Raw genomic sequence first — 20,642 nt, forward strand, 5'->3', positions numbered from 1 at the left:
CCGCCCGGCGGGGACCACGTCCCCAGCGCTCCCAGGGGCTCCGCCCCCCGGATGCCCGATCGTCCTGCGGCCTCGTCCTCAATCGCCGGACGGGCCGGTTCTGCCTGCACTCGGCTGAAAGGCCCCCCGGCTCGGCTGCACACTCAGCCCCTTCGCCGTCTGAGGAGCGAGGTCCAGGGGCGGCACCCCCTGGCGCGTCGAAGGGGCGGAGCCCTGGGGACGAACACCACTCACCGCAACCACCAAGCCCTGGACAGACACATGTTCCGTACCGCCCTGCGCAACGTGCTCGCGCACAAGGCCAGGCTGCTCATGACCGTGCTCGCCGTGATGCTCGGCGTGGCGTTCGTGTCGGGCACCCTGGTCTTCACCAACACCATCTCGAACGCCTACCAGAAGAGCTCCGCCAAGGGCTTCGACCACGTGGACGTGGCCATCCAGCCCGAGAGCCGCAACGACACCCGCGACACCATCGGCAAGGAGCCGAAGCTGACACAGGCGCTGCTCCACAAGGCGGCCGAGGTGCACGGCGCCGACAGCGCCGTCGGGGTCGTCAGCGGCTTCACCGCCGTCGCCGGCAAGGACGGCAAGCTCATCGGCAACGGCTTCCAGTCCCAGGGCGGGAACTACTGGGGCGACAAGGACCCGCGGTACCCGCTCGTCGGCGGGCACGCGCCCAAGGGGCAGGACGAGGTCCTCGTCGACTCCCACACCGCGCAGCGCGCCGGCTTCGAGGTCGGGGACACCGCGCGGCTCTCCATCGACGGTCCCGTGCTGACGCCGAGGATCGCCGGCATCTTCGCCACCGACGACGGCAACGTCGCCGCCGGAGGCAGCCTCGTCCTCTTCGACACGGCCACCGCCCAGCGGCTGTTCCACAAGGCCGGCGCGTACGACGAGATCGATGTGAAGGCCGCCCCTGGCACCAGCCAGACCGCGCTGCAGGACGCGGTCGACGCCGTCCTGCCCAAGGACGTCGCCTCCACCACCACTGGCAAGCAGCTCGCCGACGACCAGGCCACGCGAATCGCCGAGCAGACGAGCAGCCTGCGCAGCTCGCTGCTGGTCTTCGCGGGGATCGCGCTGTTCGTCGGCACGTTCATCATCGCCAACACCTTCACGATGCTGGTCGCCCAGCGCACCAAGGAGCTGGCACTGCTGCGGGCGGTCGGCGCCTCCCGCCGTCAGGTCACCCGGTCCGTGCTCATCGAGGCGTTCGTGGTCGGCGCGGTCGCGGCCGTCACCGGGCTCGTCGCCGGCATCGGTATCGGCGCGGGCCTGCGATCCCTGATGGGCAGGCTCGGCGGCAGCGTTCCGGACGGGCCGCTCGTCATCTCCCCCGGCACGGTCGCCACCGCCCTCGCCGTCGGCATCCTGATCACGATGCTGGCCGCCTGGCTGCCCGGCCGCCGCGCCGCGAAGATCCCGCCGGTCGCCGCGATGAGCAGCGTCCACGCGAAGGCCACCACCAAGTCCCTCGTCCTGCGGAACACACTGGGCGCCCTGCTGGCCGCCGCCGGGGTCGTCACCGTCCTGTACGCCACCACGCTGGACGACACCTCCGACGCCCAGGCCCCGATGGGACTCGGCGCGGCCCTCCTGGTCGTCGGCGTCTTCGTCCTCACACCGCTGCTGTCCCGCCCGCTGATCGCGGCCGCCGCGCCCGTCCTGCGCGTCTTCGGTGTCGCGGGCAAGCTGGCCCGGCAGAACTCGGTGCGCAACCCGCGCCGTACCGCGGCCACCGCCTCCGCCCTGATGGTCGGCCTGACCCTGATCACCGGTCTGACCGTGATGGCGGGCAGTCTTCAGACCGCGATCGACAAGATGGCGTCCTCCGCGATCAAGGCGGACTACGTGGTGTCCATGGCGAACCGCTACCCGCTCTCTCCCGGCGTCGAGAAGACCCTGAAGTCGACCGACGGCGTCACCGCGACCAGCCCGCTGCGCAACGCGCCCTCCCGCATCGACGGACAGACCGAGTACCTGACCGGTGTGAACGGCGCCACCATCGGCGAGCTGACGGACCTGAAGCTCGACGACGGCACCTTCAAGGTCGGCGGCACCCAGGTCGTCGTCGACGACGACACCGCCAGGTCCCACCACTGGACGGCCGGATCGCGGTTCACGGTGTCGTACGAGGACGGCGGGAGGCAGCAGCTGACCATCACCGGTGTCTACCAGGGCACTGAGATGATGCGCGGCATCATGCTGGACAACGCGACGCTCTCCCCGCACCAGAGCGACCCGTCCGACATGCAGGTGATGGTGAAGACGTCCGGCGGCGCCTCGTCCTCGGCCAAGGACCGGCTGGTGAAGGCCCTCGGCGACAACCCGGCCATCGAGGTGCAGGACAAGAAGGACATCTCCAACAGCGTCGCGCAGGTCTTCACGCTGATGCTGAACATCCTCTACGGCCTGCTCGCCATGGCGGTGATCGTCGCCGTCCTCGGTGTCATCAACACCCTCGCCATGTCCGTCTTCGAGCGTGCACAGGAGATCGGGATGCTGCGCGCGATCGGCCTGGACCGCAAGGGCATCAAGCGGATGGTCCGTCTGGAGTCCCTCGTCATCTCGCTGTTCGGCGGGGTGCTCGGCATCGGGCTCGGTGTGTTCTTCGGCTGGGCGGCCGGTGAACTGCTCGGCACGAAGATGGCGACGTACGAACTGGTCCTGCCCTGGGCCCGGATGGCCGTGTTCCTCCTGCTGGCGGCGGTGGTCGGCGTCCTGGCCGCGCTGTGGCCGGCCCGGCGCGCGGCGCGCCTGAACATGCTGACGGCGATCAAGTCCGAGTAGCGGCCCGTACGACGAAGGGGCCCGTTCCACGCCGGAACGGGGCCCCTTCGTCGTACGGGCGAGACTCACGCGCCCCAGGTGCGCGCCCGCAGCGGCATCCCGGACGCGCCCGACTCCGGTGTCCGCACCGCGAGGACCTGGTTGACGCCGATGCGGTTGCGTTCGAAGGCGAGGGCGGAGGCCGCCATGTACAGGCGCCAGACGCGGGCCCGGCCGGGGCTGGTGAGCGCTTGCGCCCGCACCCACTCGGCCTCCAGGTTGGCGACCCAGCGGCGCAGGGTGAGGCCGTAGTGCTCGCGCAGCGACTCCACGTCGCGGACCTCGAACCCGGCGCGCTCCAGCTGGGTCACCGTGGTGCCGATGGGGGCCAGTTCGCCGTCGGGGAAGACGTAGGCGTCGATGAACGCGTCGACGGAGTACGCGGACTCGTCCTGCTCGGGACGACGGGCGATCTGGTGGTTGAGCAGCCGCCCGCCGGGCTTGAGCAGGGCGTGCAGAGCGCGGGCGTACTCCAGGTATCTCTCCGCGCCGACGTGTTCCGCCATGCCGATGGAGGAGATGGCGTCGTAGGGGCCGTCGGCGACGTCGCGGTAGTCCTGCACCCGGATCTCGACGCGGTCGGTGAGTCCCTCGTCGGCGACCCGCTTGCGGGCGTAGGCGGCCTGCTCCTGGGAGAGGGTGACGCCGACGACGCTCACGCCGTGCTCGCGGGCGGCGTGGATGGCCATGGACCCCCAGCCGCAGCCGACGTCGAGGAGGCGCTGACCGGGCTTCAGGTCGAGCTTGCGGCAGACGAGTTCCAGCTTGTCGCGCTGGGCGTTCTCGAGGGTGTCGTCCGGCGATTCCCAGTAGGCGCAGGAGTACACCATGGACGGGCCGAGGACGATCTCGTAGAAGTCGTTGCCGACGTCGTAGTGGTGGCTGATGGCGCGTTTGTCGGTGCGCCGGGTGTGCAGGTGGCCGCGGACCCTGCGCGCCTCCTCACGGGGCGGTGCGGGCGGCGGGAAGGGCCCGGCCAGCTTCACGAGTCCGCGGACGGCGGCGCGGACCTCGGGGTCGCGGAGCGCCTGGGTGAGGGTGCGGGCGTCCTCGCCGCGTTCCCAGATCAGGCCGGCCATCAGGTCGAGGGCGGTGTACAGGTCGCCGTCGATGCCCAGGTCCCCGGCGACCCAGGCGCGGGCGAGGCCCAGTTCGCCCGGCTTCCACAGCAGGCGGCGCAGGGCGCGGCGGTTGCGCACGACGAGGACGGGAGCGCCCGGAGGCCCTGCCTCGGAGCCGTCCCAGGCGCGGACGCGCACGGGGAGCGGGGCTCCCACGATCTGTTCGACGAGGCTCTTCAGCCGCGGCGCGGCGTCTGCCATGGTGCACACCTCCGTGACGGGGGATCCCGGAATGTCCGACACCACGTAAACACCTGCGGGGCTCTGACGCAGTCCCCCGTTGGCGTTACGGCTGTGCAAAATGCCTGCGCACACCGCGGCACGGGCGGGCCCGACCACGCGAAGGGGCCGCCCGCACCACGGATGGCGGGCGGCCCCTTCGGGCGTCGTCGGTGACCTGAGGTCAGGAGGCCTTGGCCTTCTCCTCCGACTTGGGCGCGGCGGCGACCGGGGCCGGCTTGGCGGCCTCGTAGAACTCCTCGCGCGGGGACTCGATCGCGCCGAGCGAGACGACCTCACGCTTGAGGAACATGGCGAGCGTCCAGTCCGCGAAGACGCGGATCTTCCGGTTCCAGGTCGGCATGGCCAGACCGTGGTAGCCGCGGTGCATGTACCAGGCGAGGCGGCCCTTGAGCTTGATCTTCATCTTGCCCATGACGATCATCGCGACGCCCTTGTGCAGGCCGAGGCCCGCGACCGCGCCCTTGTTGGCGTGGCTGTAGTCCTTCTGCGGGAAGCCCCGCATACCGGAGACCACGTTGTCGCCGAGCACCCTGGCCTGGCGCAGCGCGTGCTGGGCGTTGGGCGGGCACCAGGCGTTCTCCACACCGGCCTTGCGGGCGGCGAGGTCGGGCACCTGGGCGTTGTCACCGGCGGCCCAGATGTAGTCCGTGCCCTTGACCTGGAGCGTGGGCTCGCAGTCGACGTGACCGCGCGGGCCGAGCGGCAGCCCGAAGCGGGCCAGCGCCGGGTTGGGCTTGACGCCCGCGGTCCACACGATGGTGTTGGAGTCGACCTCGAGGCCGTTCTTCAGCACCACATGGCCGTCGACGCAGGACTCCATGGAGGTGGACAGGTAGACCTCGACGCCGCGGCCCTCGAGGTGCTCCTTGCCGTACTTGCCGAGCTTGGGGCCGACCTCGGGGAGGATCTTGTCGGCGGCGTCGACGAGGATGAAGCGCATGTCCTCGCGGGACACGTTCTTGTAGTACTTGGCCGCGTCCCGGGCCATGTCCTCGACCTCGCCGATGGTCTCGGCACCGGCGAAGCCACCGCCGATGAAGACGAAGGTGAGCGCCTTGCGGCGGATCTCCTCGTCGGTCGTGGAGTCGGCCTTGTCGAGCTGCTCGAGAACGTGGTTGCGCAGACCGATGGACTCCTCGATGCCCTTCATGCCGATGCCCTGTTCGGCGAGGCCGGGGATCGGGAAGGTGCGGGAGACCGCGCCGAGCGCGATGACCAGGTAGTCGAAGGGCAGCTCGTACGCCTCGCCGACCAGCGGGGCGATCGTGGCGACCTTGCGGTCCTGGTCGATGGTGGTGACCCGGCCGGTGAGGACCTCCGCCTTCGGCAGCACGCGTCGCAGCGGGACGACGACGTGCCGGGGGGAGATGCTGCCGGCGGCGGCTTCGGGGAGGAAGGGCTGGTAGGTCATGTACGAGCGCGGGTCGACGACCGTGACGGTCGCCTCGCCGTAGCGCATCTTCTTCAGAATGCGACGAGCTGCGTACAGGCCTACGTACCCACCGCCTACTACGAGGATCCTGGGACGCTCCGTGGTGCTCATGCCATCGAGTATCCACCCGCCTCAGGGGGGTGGCTCGTGCGCCCCTTCACAAGCTCGGGTGGGGTATCTGCTACACTCCGCCGCCCACGTGACCGAGGTCATGGTGCCGGGCAGCGGGCCCCGGGAGGAACTGTCCGTTGTCAAGGCCGCGTGAGCTGCCCTTCCGGATTCCGAAGCGCCCCGCCGGGGCTCCGCACAGGGCCTCTCCGACCCCCTCGGGACACCCTCCGACACGCTGGCGCGAGGAGCCTCGGAGGCCCCATGAGCCACACGGACGGCCCAACGGCCGCGAATCGTCGCCCAGCAGGGGCGTTTCTCTTGTGAAGAACTTCACGAAGTTTTCCGGCGGCCTGTCGGCCGGGGGCCGGAAAAGCCCCGGGAACCGTGCTCATACGTTACCCAACCTGCTCAGGGGAGGCTACCGGCGAGTAGAAAAATCTCGGTATGAGGACACGTGAGGGGCCGTCAGGGGGGTGGCGAGAAGGAGGAGTCGGGCTCGGGGCCGCAGCGCGCGGAGTGGGTGCGGGCCGCTCGGGGGCTGGAGGCCGGGATTACTCGTCCCCGCCCGTCCCGTCCCCGGGGGCTGTCGTCCCCTGGCCGCCGCTGAGGCCACTCGCTGGGGACGGCTCAATCGGGGCGGCTCGTTGAGGACGGCTCGTTGAGGACGGCTCGCTGAGGAGGGCTCGTTGAGGACGGCTCGCTGAGGAGGGCTCGTTGAGGACGGCTCGCTGAGGAGGGCTCGTTGAGGACGGCTCGCTGAGGAGGGCTCGTTGAGGACGGCTCGCTGAAGCGAGGCATGGACGCGCCGCACCGGCCAGGCCGACCCGCGGGCACAGGGCCCCGCGGCGGCGAGCCGGCGCCGTACGACCGTACGGAAGATCCGGGTGCGGAAGCACGGCTCCGGCATCGGCCACCGCGCCGGTCGAACGACCACCCCACCGCCGGGGGGCGGCGTTGGTTACGCGATCGACCAGGCGATGCCGTCGAGGATGTCGTGCTCGCTGACCACGACCTCCGTCGCGTCGATCCGTTCCATGATCGCCAGCAGTACGAGCGCGCCCGCGCCGATGACGTCCACCCGGCCCGGGTGCATCGACGGGATCGCCGCACGCTCGGCGTGGGTGGAGTGGAGCAGCGCACTCGTGATCTCACGGACCCGGTCGCGGGAGATCCGGGAGTGGTGGATCCGCGTGGAGTCGTACTCCGGGAGGTCCTGGGCGATCGCCGAGACCGTGGTGACCGACCCCGCGAGACCCACCAGCGTGTGCGCCTCCCGCAGCGGCACCGTCTGCTCCGCCAGGTCCAGCGCGGCCTCGATGTCGGACCGTATGGCCGCGATCTGCTCCTCGGTCGGCGGGTCGGTGACCGCCCCGTCCCGCACGAGGTGGCGTTCGGTCATACGGACACAGCCGATGTCCACGGACCGCGCGGCGCGCACGTGGCCGTCGCCGACGACGAACTCCGTGGAGCCGCCGCCGATGTCCACCACCAGGAACGGTGTGGCCAGATCCGTGCGGCCCATCAGCTCCCGGGTCGCGCCCGTGAAGGAGAACTCCGCCTCCTGGTCGCCCGAGATGACCTCCGGCTCGACGCCGAGGATGTCCACCACGCCGCGGACGAACTCGTCCCGGTTCTCCGCGTCCCGGGAGGCGGACGTGGCGACGAAGCGGATCCGCTCGGCGCCGTGCTTCCTGATGACCTCGGCGTACTCCCGGCAGGCGGCGAACGTGCGCTCCAGCGCCTCGGGCGCCAGGCGTCCGGTGCGGTCCACGCCCTGCCCCAGCCGGACGATGGTCATCCGCCGCTCCAGGTCGACCAGCTCATCGGTCCTGCCCGCGCCAGAGGCGCTGTCGGACACGGTCGCGTCCGCGACCAGGAGCCGGATGGAGTTCGTACCGCAGTCGATGGCGGCGACCCGCGTCACTTGGTGTCCTCCTCGGAAACCTCGGCCCCCACGCACGACCCCTTGCGCCACCACTCCGGCAGCATCGCGACGGCCTCGTCGCCGAGCGGGTTGACGCCCGGTCCGGCCGCCAGGGAGTGCGCCACGAGGACGTGCAGGCACTTCACCCGGTCCGGCATGCCGCCCGCGCTGGGGAAGCCCTCCAGGACCTCGATGGCGTCGCGGCGGGCGATGTAGTCCTCGTGCGCGGCGCGGTAGGCGGCGGCCAGTTCCGGGTCCGTGGCCAGGCGCTCGGTCATCTCCTTCATGACGCCGTCGGCCTCCAGCGTGCCGATCGCGGAGGCGGCCTTCGGGCACGTCAGGTAGTACGTCGTCGGGAACGGGGTGCCGTCGGGGAGCCGCGGCGCCGTCTCCACGACGTCCGGCTGCCCGCAGGGGCACCGGTGCGCGATCGCGCGCAGCCCCCGCGGGGGGCGCCCGAGCTGCTGCTTGACGGCCTCGACGTCCGCGTCCGTCGGCTCGGTGCGCGGGGTGGGCGGCGGAGGGGTTTCCATGGCTCTCTTTCGGGCTGTCTTTCTCATGGGTGCGTAGGGGTGCGGGGGGATGCGTCCGGGCGCGTGACGGGCGCGTCAGGGCGCGGTGCGCTCACCGGTCGGACCGTCGGCCCTGTCCGCCTTGTCGGCCCTGTCCACCGCGTCCCAGAGACCGGCGTACCAGGGGCGTACGGCCGTCGTCCGGTCCGCGCGCGACGGCTTGACCGCGTCCGGGTCGATCATGATGTAGCCGGTCTCCCCCGGCATCACATAGTGCAGCCGCTGCCGGATCTGCTGCTTCGCGTAGGCGTCGTCCTGCCAGCGCGCCTTCAGGTCACGCAGCTGTTCGACGCGCTTGCGGGCCTGCTCCTGCTGCCGCTCCAGGTCGGCGATCTCGCCGCGCTGGGAGACGTACTGCCGCATCGGGTAGGCCAGCGCCACGATCAGCGAGCACAGGACGAGGGCGAGGAGCGCGGCGCGGCCGGTGAGCCGGGAGCGGCGGGCCTGGCGCCGGGTCTGGGAGCGGTAGACCCGGGCGGCCGTCTGCTCGCCGAGCAGCCTGAGCCTGGTCGCGGTGGAGAACCGGTCGCGGTCCTTCCCGGCCATGTCTCCCGCCTCCCCTTCACACGCGCGTACGTCCCCGCACACGGTACGGGACCGAGTACGGGGACGTACGTACGACCGGCCAAGCCTTGCTCGGGCTTGTCCCAGCGGCTTGCTCCGGCCTCGTCTCAGCCCTTGAAGCGCGGGAAGGCCGAGCGGCCGGCGTACACCGCGGCGTCGTCGAGGATCTCCTCGATGCGCAGCAGCTGGTTGTACTTGGCGACGCGCTCGGAGCGGGCCGGGGCACCGGTCTTGATCTGGCCGCAGTTGGTGGCGACGGCCAGGTCGGCGATGGTGACGTCCTCGGTCTCGCCGGAGCGGTGGGACATCATGCACTTGAAGCCGTTGCGCTGGGCCAGCTCGACGGCGTCCAGGGTCTCGGTCAGCGAACCGATCTGGTTGACCTTGACCAGCAGGGCGTTGGCCGCGCCCTCCTCGATGCCGCGGGCGAGACGCTCGGGGTTGGTGACGAACAGGTCGTCGCCGACCAGCTGGACCTTGTCGCCGAGCTTGTCGGTGATGACCTTCCAGCCGGCCCAGTCGTCCTCGAACAGCGGGTCCTCGATGGAGACGAGCGGGTAGGCCGCGACGAGCTCCTCGTAGTACTCCGTCATCTCGGCGGCGGAGCGCTCCTTGCCCTCGAAGAGGTACTTGCCGTCCTTGTAGAACTCGGAGGCGGCGACGTCGAGGGCGAGGGCGATCTGCTGGCCGGGGGCGTAGCCGGCCTCCTTGATGGCCTCGAGGATCAGGTCGAGGGCCTCACGGTTGGAGCCGAGGTTCGGGGCGAAGCCGCCCTCGTCGCCGAGGCCGGTGGCGAGGCCCTTGCTCTTCAGGACCTTCTTCAGCGTGTGGTAGACCTCGGTGCCCCAGCGCAGCGCCTCGGAGAAGGACTCCGCGCCGATCGGGGCGATCATGAACTCCTGGATGTCCACGTTGGAGTCGGCGTGCGAGCCGCCGTTCAGGATGTTCATCATCGGCACCGGCAGCAGGTGCGCGTTCGGGCCGCCCAGGTAGCGGAACAGGGGCAGGTCGCTGGCCTCGGAGGCGGCGTGGGCGACGGCGAGGGAGACGCCGAGGATCGCGTTGGCGCCGAGGGAGCCCTTGTTGTCGGTGGCGTCCAGGTCCATCATCGCCTGGTCGATCAGGCGCTGCTCGGTGGCGTCGTAGCCGACCAGCTCCGGGCCGATCTGCTCGATGACGGCGAGGACGGCCTTCTCGACACCCTTGCCCTGGTAGCGGTTCGGGTCACCGTCGCGCAGCTCGATGGCCTCGAAGGCGCCGGTGGAGGCGCCGGACGGGACGGCGGCACGACCCGTGCTGCCGTCGTCGAGGCCGACCTCGACCTCGACCGTGGGGTTGCCTCGGGAGTCCAGGATTTCCCGGGCTACGACGACGTCGATGGACGGCACGAGCATCTCCTTCTTGGATGTGACGCTGGAAGTGCGGGGCTGTGTGCCTTGCGGCTGTGCCTTGCGACTAGAGCCTAACCGCCCCGGGCTGTCGGCCGGCCTACCGACCGTCCCGTGGACAGGGTGACGGTACACATTGTTCCTGTCCGGAACAAAGGGTCGGGGGGAAAGTGAGGTGAAATCCGCGCGGCCGGGCGGCGAAGCGGCCGGACGACAAAGGGGCCGGACAGCAGAAAGCCCCGCTCCGGCGCGTACGGGGGAACACGCACCGGAGCGGGGAGCCCGTGGGGACGGGGGTGGAGCCTCACGTGACCCCACGGTGGGGTCACGCCCGGGAGGGGCCTGTGGCCCGGCTACCGGGTGGCTGTCACTTCAGGTGCAGCTGCTGGCCCGGGTAGATCAGGTCGGCGTCCTGAATGATGTCCTTGTTCAGGTCGAAGAGCTTCTTCCAGCCGCCCTGGACGTGGTGGCTCGCGGCGATCGAGCTGAGGGTGTCGCCCTTGACCACCTTGTACTCGCCGTCACCCTTCTTGACCTTCTGGCCGGTCGGGGTGGTGACGGTCTTCTTCGGGGCCGGGCGCTGCGCGGAGCGGTTGGCGGCCTGCTGCTCGGTCGAGCGGGTGGTGGTGCTCTTCGGGGTGGCGCTCTTCGCGCTGCTCGAGGAGCCGCCGGCCGCGGAACCGTTGTACGTGGCGCTGGTCAGGCCCTTGCCGCACACCGGCCAGGCGCCCTTGCCCTGGCCCGCGAGGACCTTCTCGGCGACGGCTATCTGCTGGCCCTCGGTGGCCAGGTCGGCGCGGGAGGCGTAGGCGGTGCCGCCGTACGCGGCCCAGGTGGAGTTGGTGAACTGCAGACCGCCGTAGAAGCCGTTGCCGGTGTTGATGTGCCAGTTGCCGCCGGACTCGCACTGGGCGACGGCGTCCCACTGGGCGGCGGTGGCCGCGGAGGCGTTCCCGGCCGCGAGGAGCGGGCCGGCGATGGCAGCGCCGGCGACACCGGCGAGCGCGATGGCACGGGTGGCCTTGGACGAGCGGCGGTGCTTGCCGTTGCCGGAACACAGCATGGTTCGTTCCCCTCACCGACGCCTGCGAGGTGAGCTGTCGGGTTCGGGCCGGTTGAGTTGCCCGGCCGTGCCCCTTGCGAGACACGGCTTCACCCCGAGCCGCTTCCGGTCAACTCCCGGACGCGGCGCCTACCTTGGGTCCCCCGCTCCTGCCTACGGCGCTTGACGCGACGACTGTTCCCGTACGGCCGCTGGCAGGATTCGGCGTTGCGACCGCGGGGGCTCGCTGTGGCGAGCGATCACGACCGTAAGCAGTCGATCGCCGGAATTTCAAAGACGATCAGGGCTTATGAGACTCATATCTCACTTTCACCAAACAGGACATTCACCGCGAAGTGGGTCGCGAACTTCCGCCACACAAGGGGCAGTTCAGGACGACCCGCCGACCGGACCGGCGTCGAGCGCAAGGCTCTGACCGGGGAGGATGAGGTTCGGGTCGGCACCGACCGTCTGCTTGTTCACCTCGTACAGCGCCGCCCATCCGCCGCTGAGGTCAAGGGAGTCGGCGATGGACGACAGATTGTCCCCGGGGCGAACGGTGTACGAGCCGTCGACGGCGTCGCGCGCGTCCGCGGTGCCGCGTGAGGCGTGCCGGCCGGACCCGTCCGACGCACGGCCGTCCGCGGCACCCTCTTCGGCGTTGTCGCCGCGATGGCGACCGGCACCCGAGGTCTCGGTCGAACTCACCCCCGGCAAGCCATTCTTCTGTGCCGACTCGTCCGACTCGTCGCTCTTCGTCGCCGCCGTCGGCGCACCCCCGGACCGCTGTGCGCTCTTGGTGGTGTCGGCGGTCGACGCCCCGGACGAGGGCGAGGACGAGGAGACTGAAGCGGACGAAGAAGGCGACGGAGTGGCCGACGCGGATGATCCAGACGAGTCGGACAGGCCGGAGTCGAGACCGGAATCAAGGCCGGAGTCGAGGCCGGAATCGGAGGACGATCCGCCGCCGGACGACGAGTCCCCGGCGAGACCCGTGTCGACGTCGGCGGAGCCGGAGTCCTTGCTCAGGCCGTTCAGCAGGCCGCAGGTGCCCCAGGCCCCGACGCCCCGGGCCGCCAGGACCTTCTCGGCGACGGCGATCTGCTGCGAACGGCTCGCCTGGTCGGGGCTCGGCGCGTAGTCGAGACCGCCGTGCTTGTCCCAGTCGTCCTGCGTCAACTGCAACCCGCCGTAGCGGCCGTTGCCGGTGTCCGCGCTCCATGAGCCGCCGCTGACGCACTCCGCGACCTGGTCCCAGGTGGTGCCGGTGGCCGCGCTCGCGCCGGTGGCGCCGAGCAGCGGGATCGCGATCGCTGATCCGGTCACCCCTGCCGCGACGAGGAGAGCCGGAGCCTGACGGGGGCGACGGTGACGACCGTTCCCGGAGAGCATGCGGTTGCCTTTCACACGACAGCATCGACCGACGCGACGGCCGTGGCGTGCGAACCGCCGCGTTGCTGCGTGAACGTATCGGCACTAGATCGCTTGTCACAAGTTAATGCAGCGTAGATCACGTGAAGATCACAGAGGTGAGATCCTGTCACCTTCTTGTGACCATCGGCGTGTTCGCCGTGTCATGTCCGGCTGTCGGCGGGACGTTCGTGACCTTTCTCCGGTACCGGGGTGAACGCCACGGGCAGCGTGCGCAGGCCCCGCATGATGAGTCCGCCGCGCCAGCGCAACGCGGACTGGTCGACCGCGAGCCGCAGGTCCGGCAGGCGGGTCAGGAGCGTGGCGAGCGCCGTCTGTCCCTCCAGGCGGGCCAGGGGCGCGCCCAGGCAGTAGTGGATGCCGTGCCCGTACCCGAGGTGCTGGTTGTCGCGGCGGGAGAGGTCGAGGACGTCCGGGTCGGCGAACCGCGCCGGGTCCCGGTCCGCGGCGGCCAGGACCACCAGGACGGGGTCGCCGGGGGCGATGTCCTGCCCGCCGACGGTGAGCGGCCGGGTGGCGAACCGCCAGGTGGCCAGTTCCACCGGGCCGTCGTAGCGCAGCAGCTCCTCGACGCCCGTCTCGAGCAGGTCGCGTTCCCCGGCGGCGAGCGACCGCTGCAGACGGGCCCGCTGCCCGGGGTGCCCGAGAAGCGCGAACGTGCCGTTCCCGATGAGGTTGACAGTGGTCTCGAACCCGGCGAAGAGCAGGATGAAGGCCATCGCGGCGGCCTCGTTCTCGGTGAGGTGCTCGCCGTGGTCGGAGGCGCGGATGAGCCCGGATATGAGGTCCTCGCCGGGGCCGGGCTCGGCGGGCAGCGCCTGGCGCTTGCGGTGGATGAGGTCGGCGAGGTAGCCGCGCATCTTCTTCACGGACCGCGCGACGCCGCCTCGCGGTCCTCCACCGTGGCGGATCATCATCCCGGCCCAGTCCCGGAAGTCGTCCTGGTCCTCGCGCGGGACGCCGAGCATGTCGCAGATGGCGTAGATGGGGAGGGGGAAGGCGAACTCGTGGATGAGGTCGGCCTCTCCCCTGCCCGCGAACCGGTCGATGAGCTGGTCGGTGAGTTCCTGGACCCGCGGCGCGAACTCCGCGACACGCCGGGGCGTGAAGGCCTTGGAGACCAGCCGGCGCAGCCGGGTGTGGTCCGGGGGGTCGATGTTGAGCAGATGGGTCATCAGCTCCGCCTTGCGCTCGCCGGGGATGCCGGTCTTGCCCTTGGCGTGCGCGGGCTCGTCGTGATGCGCCGGGTTCTTGCTCAGCCGCGGGTCGGCCAGGGCCTGTTTGGCATCCGCGTACCGGGTGACCAGCCAGGCCTCCACACCGCTCGGCAGCCTCGTCCGGTGCACGGGGGCGTGCTCACGCAGCCAGGCGTAGGCGGGGTAGGGGTCGGCGGCGAACTCCCAGGTGAACAGTTCGGGGGCCGGGGAGGCGGTCTGGCCGTTCACTGCTTCGAGCCCCCGCTCTCCACCTCCCGGATCGCGTCCCGGTACGCGCGTGCCGCCGCGCGCAGGGCCGCCTCCGGGTCCACGCCCTCCGCCTCCGCGCGCGCGGCCAGCGCCAGCAACTCGTAGCCGATGCCGTCGCCCTGCGGGAGCGGGACCTGTAGACCCGCCGTGCGGACGCGGGAGTGCAGCTTCGCGGCGAGGGCGAGGCCCGGCTGGCCGAGCGGGATGCCCTCCGTCACCGACGTGCGCCGCTTCTCGACCGCCTTGGTCCGCAGCCAGTGCTCCTTGACCTCCTCCGGCGTCGTCGCGGTCTCGTCCCCGAACACGTGCGGGTGGCGGTGGATCAGCTTGGCGACGATGCCGCCCGCCACGTCGTCGATGGAGAAGGGCGCCTCAGGGTGCTCCTCGGCTATCCGGGCGTGGAAGACGACCTGGAGCAGGACGTCGCCCAGCTCCTCCCGCAGCTCCTCGCGGTCGCCCGCCTCGATCGCCTCGACCAGTTCGTACGCCTCCTCGATGCCGTACTTGGCCAGGCCCAGGTGGGTCTGCCGGGACGACCAGGGGCACTCGGCGCGGATGCGGTCCATGACCTGCACCAGGTCCAGGAGACGGGCGCCCGGGAGGTCGTACGACGCGGGCAGCAGCTCCAGCTCCGGCATCTGGACGCGGCCCGATCCTGCGAGGCGCGCCAGGCCGTCCGTCAGCGCGGGCTCGCCCTCACCCGTGGCGACGACGACCACCGTGCGGCCGCCGGCGCAGGCGTCGACCAGCTCCTGCGCGCTCGGGGCGGCCTCCTCGACCGCTATGCCCGCCTCGCGCAGATAGGGCAGCTGCGGGTGCGCGCCGTCCGCGCACAGGACCCGGTCGGCGGCGTGCAGTGCCTGCCAGGCGGGCCAGGACAGGAGGCCGGGCGCGACCCGGTGGCTGGTGGTGAGCAGGACGATCCGGCCGGGCTCGGCGGTCGCCTCCGGTCCCGGGGCCGCTTCGAAGCTGGTTGCGTTCACCCTCCGAACGTAACGCACGCCACGGACGGCCCCCGGAGTCGTCCACAGGCATGGGCCCATCGCCGCCGGAGTCGTCCACAGGCCCGAACACCGCTCCCGGACGCCCGCCTACCGGCCCCGCTCCCGAACCGCCCGTCTACGCCGTCTGCTGCGCAGCCGCCGCCGTGACCTCCTTGACCCACGGGGTCTTCGCGTCCGCCAGGCTGCTCTTCTGCACGTCCCAGGTGCCGTAGCGGGGGTTGAGGTCGACGTGCAGTTCCCGGGACGCCTGCGACATGGCCTTCCAGAAGGCGGCCTTGCCCTCGGTCGTGCTCATGTCGGCGCCGAGCGCGGCGGCCAGCTTCTGCGCCTCGACCTCCGTACGGAGGCTGTCGTCGAGGCGCTGGGGGGCCACCCCGTACTGCTGCAACCACACGGTCTGCAGCTCCTTCGCGCCTCCCGCCTGCGCCTGGAGGCCCGCCCGCATCTGTTCGACGTCCCTGGCGGTGACGCTCACGCCCGCGTTCTTCGCGGCGCGGTCCAGGACCCTGTCCAGCACCAGGCTGTGCAGCGTGTCGCGGGTGAGGCTGCTGGTCTGGGCGACCGCCTGCTGGTATTGGGCGCCGTCCGTGGCGGCGGCGCGCTGGGCCGCGCGCACCTCGTCCACCCGGCTCTCCAGCTGCGCGACCGTGATCCGCTCACCTCCGACGACGGCCGCGGCACCCGGGTGCGCGGTGCCGCCGCACGCGGTGAGGAGAGGGGCCGCGACCAAGGCGGCGCTGAGGGCGATCGCGGGGCGACGGCGGTGCAAAATGACCTCCCAGGGTGGGGGATTGTGCGACGGTGCACAAGGTCTTGCGGTGATCGATGGTAAGGAGCGGACCGGCTCCGGCCAACCCATTCGACCAACGATTCACCGGCGCTTCGGGCACCGCCCGCCCCTGGTGAGCGCCCGTCCGGCCGCTCAGGCCCGTCCGTCCACCGCTCGCTCGACCGCCCCGGCCACGTCGGCGCGCAGCTTGTCGCCGGTGTCGAGCCTGGTCACATTGGTACCGGCGGCCTCGCCGCCCCCGGTGCCGACGAGCACGAAGCCGACCTTCCGGTACCCCGGTGCCGTCTGCGCGGCGGCCGAGGTCTCGGCCCGGCCGACGGCGAGCACCACGTCGCAGGAGCGCTGCAGCAGACCGTTGAGGTACGGGCGCGCGTTGGCGGCGCTCTGCTCCCCGGTCACGGGCGCGTAGCTCACGCGCGCGTGCGTCTTGAGGGAGGCGTCCTGCATGCCCTGCCAGACCTCGGCGGCGGTGGTCCCCGCCGTGATGCCCTTGGCGTCGGTGAGGAGGCAGGCGTCGACGTCGTTGTAGTGCCTCGCCCGGGTGTCCGGGATCGGCGGCCGGTCGTCGTGCCGGAGGAACAGCGTGCCGGCGACGACCACCGCGGCGACCACGGCCAGCGAGCCCGCCGTCAGCGCGATGGTGCGTCCGCGGAGCGAGCGCAGCCAGGCGACGACGGCGCGCCCCACCGCGGCGGGCCGCCCTCCGGGTCCCGCCTGCCCCGCCTGCCCCGGGCGCGCCTGCGCCACCTGCCTGACCTTCTTGGCCACCGGTTCTCCGCTCTCCTGCCGTACGTCGATGTCTGGTCCCCGTCGTACGAGTATCCGCTGTCCCGCCGTACGTCTGTGTCAGCTGTCCTGCCGTCGTACGTCTGTATCAGCTGTCCTGCCGCCGTACGTCTGCGTCAGCGGCCGCCGCGGCCAGACCTTCCAGGCGTGGATCGAGGCGCCGGCCATCGACAGCAGGATCAGCAGGACGTCGAGCGCGAACAGCGGCCCGTGCGTCGTGTCCGGCGTCAACTCCAGCTCGCCGACCCAGGCCGCGAGGACCGCGCTGAACGCCGCGAAGGCCCACCAGTCCGTCGCCCTGCGCCGACGCAGGGCGAGCACGAGGGACGGCACGGGGCACAGCAGCCCCAGGCTGACGACGGGCAGTGCGGCGATGCCCGCCCGCACGGCGAACAGCCGGACTGCCGGTATGGCGACGACCTTCATGTACCACCCCTCATGTCGTGGCTCGGCGGCCGGTTCAGCCGGTGATGGCGACGGGAGCGTCCCAGGCGTCACGGTCCACGGTGATCGTGTAGCCGTTGCGCGTCTCCTTGCTGTTCACCATGTACTGGTGGGCGCGGCTGTGGTTGGTGTACTGGGTGGAGCCCCACGGCCAGTCCGTGGTCGTCGTGTACTGCTTGTCCCACAGTGCGTACCAGAGGTTGCCCGGCAGGTCGGTCTTGTTGGTCGCGGTGGCGACGGCCTTCGCGCTGGAGCTGCTGAAGCCGTAGTAGCCGGCGCGGTAGACCTTGGCGCGCAACTGCTTGTCGAAGGCGCGGACGTACGTCAGCACGGCGTTGTTGCACGACGTGTTCGTGATGTCGTACGGCTCCATGTCGAGGTAGATGGGGCTGCCGGCCTTCATGCCCAGCGCGGACGCCTTGGCCACCGCGTCGTTCGCGTCGCTCGTCCCCAGGGTGGCGGCGGTGGTGGCGGTGAGCTTCTCCGGGTTGGAGCCGCTCTGGCAGGGCGGCTGGGCGCCGACGTAGATCGGGATGAGCTTCCAGCCCATCGAGCTGACGGACTTCACCCAGGACGCGGTGAGGTTGGGCTGGCTGCAGCCGCGGTTCTTACCACCGACGTAGACGGCGGCCGCCCCGTAGAAACCGGTGTTCCAGGCCTTCATCGCGGCCGTCGAGGGCGCGGTGCAGGTGTCGAAGGCGTGTCCGGTGTACGTCTTCTGGGCGGGCCAGGTCGTGGCCGCCATCGACGTCTGCGCCGCTATCCCGGCACCCGCCACGACGGCGGCACCCGCCACCGACCAGGTGATGTACCTGAACTTCTTCGACTGCCGATGGCCGGCCATCCCCACCCCAATTTCACGACAGGCGGACGCGTGCGGCGTCCACCGGAAAGTCTTCTGAGCCCCTGAAGCGACGCGGGTCCGGCACGGCGACGTCTGTACGGATTTGCAGGGAAACGTCCGAAGGCACACGGAACTTGAGCGTCCGAAGCGGATCGCACCGTAACCGACGGCGCCCTTCCGCTTGGAAAACGGACCCCCTCGATCGCCACAAGATTATCCCAGGAAACAGCAAAACCACCGGTCACGGGGAACGGCGACCCGGCCCACCGCGTCGCTCCTGCCTGATTCGATGATCACTCGGGCAGCCCGGGGCTGTGCGTGACCTGCGCATGACCTGGCCGCATGCGGTCCGGTCGACGCGGTGCCCCGCAGACGCTCTAGCCTTGCCCCCTGCGCTCTCCCGGCCTGTCTGCGCGGGAGAGCCGGGGTTGTGGGTCGAGGTCCGGGGACTGGGGGGTTCGGATGGAAAGACGGGTGGAAGCCGGCTGGCTCCAACGGATCGCCTGGGCGGTCCTGGTGTGGGGATCGCTGGGCCTGCTGGTGTGGGTGCCGTTCCTGTACGCGGCGATCCGCCGCAGGCGGCCGTCCGACTGGGGCGCCTTCGGGTCGTTCGTGCTGTACGAGTGCGTGACCCTGCCATGGGGGGCGGCCCGGGGAGAGGGGGCGGGCGACCCCGTCCTCGGCGCGGTCGTGATGTTGAGCCTGCTGACGGCGACGGGCCTGCTGCTGTTCGCCCTGTTCGACAGGCGGACGCCGCAGCGGGCGACGGTGCACGGGGCGATGCCCGCGCCTCCGCCGCCGCAACGGAACCCGTACATGCGGTAGGCCGGTGCCGTACGCCCGTACGAGTACCGTCCCGGCGCCCCCCGCAGTGCCCCTCATGCCCTCCGCGTCCGCCGCAGGATCCGTACGGCGGGCCAGGCCAGCAGGGCGGTGACGCCCCACATGAAGCCCGCGATGCCGAGCCACTCTCCGGTGCCGGTCTGCGTGTCGTGGCCGAAGACCGTGACCGCGAGGGCCAGGAAGGCGAAGAGGCCGGCGAGGACGCCGAACACGACCACCGCCGCCGTCTGCCGTCCGGTGCGCCGGGCGGGTGCGGGCCGCTGCTCGCCGTTCGCCGAGGTCGCCCCGTTCCCTTGGGCTGCCGCGGCCGGTCGCGGCTTCGGCTGCTGTTGCCGGGGCGGCAGCCACACCACCGCGGACTGCGGCACGGCGGCGTCGACGGCCGCCATGGTGTGCGCGTCGACGCCGTACAGGCCCGGCTCCACCTCCACGATCAGCCCGTCGGTCCCGATGAGCTGACGGCCGCCGTCGGGCCAGCTCAGCACCGCCGCGCAGGCGCGGTAGGCCACGGTGACCGCCTTCTCCGTACCGTCCTTGGCGCGCACGGTCATGCTGACGCCCTCGTCCCCGACCACCAGCGCCGACTCGTCACCGCCCACCGAGGCGAACCGCCGTCCGGTCACCGCGTACGTCGAACGCGTGGGTGCCGCCGTGTACCCGGCCCAGTCCGCGCTGTGCCCGGCGGGCACCTGCATCAGGGCGGTCCCGGCCGCCTCCAGGGCGACCGCGTGCAGATGCTCCGGCGTCACCGCCCACAGTTCGGAGCGCAGTTCGTCGAGGCCGCGCACCGGCCGCCCGACGAGCAGGTCCTCCGCCGCCCCCGGCAGCCTCCGTGCGGCCGCCTCGGGCACGGTCAGCGCCCCGTCGGCCCGGGTGCGCACGGCTTCCAGGTCGCCCTGCCCGATCCGGCCCACCTGGAGCCCGGCGAGGACGTCGACGAAGCCGCCGAGGACCGCGTCCTGCTTGGCGGGCAGGGCGTCCGCGAAGGCGGTCACGAGGGCGAAGCCGTCGCGGCGCGAGGCGTAGTCGGTGGCCGCCGTGTAGGAGTAGCCGCCCTCCTGCCGCAGGGCGCGGGACAGCTCGCGCTCGAGGACGCCCGCGTACATCCGGGCCGCGGTGGTGTCGGTGACGACGGCGTCCAGCAGGACGCCGCCCTTGCCGTCGGAGAAGTAGGCGGGAGCGGTGGGCAGCGCGGAGGTGACGGCGGGCAGGGGGCGGCGCCGACCGGCGGGCAGCTTGAGGCTGAGCCCGGCCGGCAGCCGCTCACCGGCGATCCACAGCGCGGCGTTGCCCTGGGTGAACCAGGTGTGCACCCACTCCCGTACGTCGTCCGGGCGCAGGCTCCGCACGCCCCACTCCGGGTAGCTGACCAGGCCGTACCCCTGGGCGCCGTAGCGCCACAGCGGGAGCTGCCCGACATCGCGCCGGGACTCCTCGGTGCGCAGGATCTCCTTCTCGGTCTCCAGGCGCTCCATCGGCAGATCGGTGAGGGACGCGCACACGCCCTGGAGGTAGGCGACGACCTCGTGTTCGGCGCCCTCCACGTGGAAGTGGGTGAAGGCGGCCTTGGTGGCGCCGTTGAAGTGGTAGTCGGCCAGGCCCTGGCGGTGCAGGGCCAGGTGCTCGACCAGGTGCGTGACGCCGGTCCGGGCGAGCGTCTCGTCGGCGACACCGACACGGAAGACGAGTCCGGCGCGCACGGGCCCGGTGGCGTGCGCGAAGAGGGTGGGTATGCCGTCGACCTCGGTGGGGTGGATGGCGGCCTGGGGGTTCATCTGGTGCCTCTGTTCGGCGTGTTCGTCGGG

Annotated in this window: 17 protein-coding genes and 1 riboswitch; of the genes, 2 read left to right on the forward strand and 15 right to left on the reverse strand. The window is 71.4% G+C overall.

Annotated elements, in window-relative coordinates; all coding sequences use genetic code 11:
• Positions 1–261: 261 nt before the first annotated feature.
• Positions 262–2,793, forward strand: a complete 2,532-nt coding sequence (locus tag N8I84_RS16990; protein WP_263230318.1) for an ABC transporter permease — start codon at positions 262–264, stop codon at positions 2,791–2,793.
• Between the two features lie 65 nt (positions 2,794–2,858).
• Here N8I84_RS16990 and N8I84_RS16995 read toward each other — a convergent pair whose 3' ends face one another.
• From N8I84_RS16995 to N8I84_RS17060, 14 genes are all read right to left on the reverse strand, one after another.
• A complete protein-coding gene (locus tag N8I84_RS16995) occupies positions 2,859–4,154 on the reverse strand; it encodes an SAM-dependent methyltransferase (protein ID WP_263230319.1) in 1,296 nt (431 codons plus the stop codon).
• Positions 4,155–4,356: 202 nt separating this feature from the next.
• Complete coding sequence (locus N8I84_RS17000; protein ID WP_263230320.1) at positions 4,357–5,739, reverse strand: NAD(P)/FAD-dependent oxidoreductase; 1,383 nt, start codon at positions 5,737–5,739, stop codon at positions 4,357–4,359.
• Positions 5,740–6,697: 958 nt separating this feature from the next.
• Positions 6,698–7,663, reverse strand: a complete 966-nt coding sequence (locus N8I84_RS17005) for a Ppx/GppA phosphatase family protein (protein WP_263230321.1) — start codon at positions 7,661–7,663, stop codon at positions 6,698–6,700.
• Positions 7,660–8,196 carry a DUF501 domain-containing protein gene (locus N8I84_RS17010; protein WP_263230322.1) on the reverse strand — a complete coding sequence of 179 codons (537 nt, stop codon included), beginning with the start codon at positions 8,194–8,196 and terminating at the stop codon, positions 7,660–7,662. The genes N8I84_RS17005 and N8I84_RS17010 overlap by 4 nt, the downstream gene beginning before the upstream one ends.
• A 75-nt stretch (positions 8,197–8,271) precedes the next feature.
• Positions 8,272–8,781 (reverse strand): FtsB family cell division protein, encoded by a 510-nt coding sequence (locus N8I84_RS17015; RefSeq protein ID WP_263230323.1) that lies wholly within the window; start codon positions 8,779–8,781, stop codon positions 8,272–8,274.
• Positions 8,782–8,906: 125 nt separating this feature from the next.
• Positions 8,907–10,193, reverse strand: coding sequence for a phosphopyruvate hydratase (gene eno / locus N8I84_RS17020; RefSeq protein WP_200420638.1), 1,287 nt, complete (start codon positions 10,191–10,193; stop codon positions 8,907–8,909).
• Between the two features lie 361 nt (positions 10,194–10,554).
• Positions 10,555–11,250, reverse strand: a complete 696-nt coding sequence (locus tag N8I84_RS17025) for a LysM peptidoglycan-binding domain-containing protein (RefSeq protein ID WP_263230324.1) — start codon at positions 11,248–11,250, stop codon at positions 10,555–10,557.
• A 4-nt stretch (positions 11,251–11,254) separates the two neighbouring features.
• Positions 11,255–11,421: riboswitch (cyclic di-AMP (ydaO/yuaA leader) on the reverse strand.
• 198 nt (positions 11,422–11,619) lie between these two features.
• A complete protein-coding gene (locus N8I84_RS17030; RefSeq protein ID WP_263230325.1) occupies positions 11,620–12,621 on the reverse strand; it encodes a LysM peptidoglycan-binding domain-containing protein in 1,002 nt (333 codons plus the stop codon).
• A 182-nt stretch (positions 12,622–12,803) separates the two neighbouring features.
• Positions 12,804–14,105 carry a cytochrome P450 family protein gene (locus tag N8I84_RS17035; RefSeq protein WP_263230326.1) on the reverse strand — a complete coding sequence of 434 codons (1,302 nt, stop codon included), beginning with the start codon at positions 14,103–14,105 and terminating at the stop codon, positions 12,804–12,806.
• Positions 14,102–15,109 carry a nucleoside triphosphate pyrophosphohydrolase gene (locus N8I84_RS17040; protein WP_263230327.1) on the reverse strand — a complete coding sequence of 336 codons (1,008 nt, stop codon included), beginning with the start codon at positions 15,107–15,109 and terminating at the stop codon, positions 14,102–14,104. Before N8I84_RS17040 ends, N8I84_RS17035 begins: the two co-directional genes overlap by 4 nt.
• 136 nt (positions 15,110–15,245) lie before the next feature.
• On the reverse strand, positions 15,246–15,899 hold the full coding sequence (locus N8I84_RS17045) for a SurA N-terminal domain-containing protein (protein WP_200420643.1): 654 nt from the start codon (positions 15,897–15,899) through the stop codon (positions 15,246–15,248).
• A 153-nt stretch (positions 15,900–16,052) separates the two neighbouring features.
• Positions 16,053–16,688 (reverse strand): type 1 periplasmic-binding domain-containing protein, encoded by a 636-nt coding sequence (locus tag N8I84_RS17050; RefSeq protein WP_263230328.1) that lies wholly within the window; start codon positions 16,686–16,688, stop codon positions 16,053–16,055.
• Between the two features lie 78 nt (positions 16,689–16,766).
• Complete coding sequence (locus tag N8I84_RS17055; RefSeq protein WP_263230329.1) at positions 16,767–17,132, reverse strand: hypothetical protein; 366 nt, start codon at positions 17,130–17,132, stop codon at positions 16,767–16,769.
• 34 nt (positions 17,133–17,166) lie between these two features.
• A complete protein-coding gene (locus N8I84_RS17060; RefSeq protein WP_263230330.1) occupies positions 17,167–17,994 on the reverse strand; it encodes a glycoside hydrolase domain-containing protein in 828 nt (275 codons plus the stop codon).
• A 474-nt stretch (positions 17,995–18,468) separates the two neighbouring features.
• Between N8I84_RS17060 and N8I84_RS17065 the strand changes: the two genes are divergently transcribed.
• Positions 18,469–18,819, forward strand: a complete 351-nt coding sequence (locus tag N8I84_RS17065; protein ID WP_263230331.1) for a hypothetical protein — start codon at positions 18,469–18,471, stop codon at positions 18,817–18,819.
• 53 nt (positions 18,820–18,872) lie between these two features.
• Here N8I84_RS17065 and N8I84_RS17070 read toward each other — a convergent pair whose 3' ends face one another.
• Entirely contained in the window at positions 18,873–20,612 is a 1,740-nt protein-coding gene (locus N8I84_RS17070; RefSeq protein ID WP_263230332.1) for a peptidase M16 family protein, read from the reverse strand.
• Between the last annotated feature and the right edge of the window lie 30 nt (positions 20,613–20,642).

Source organism: Streptomyces cynarae (genome assembly GCF_025642135.1).
GTDB lineage: Bacteria > Actinomycetota > Actinomycetes > Streptomycetales > Streptomycetaceae > Streptomyces > Streptomyces cynarae.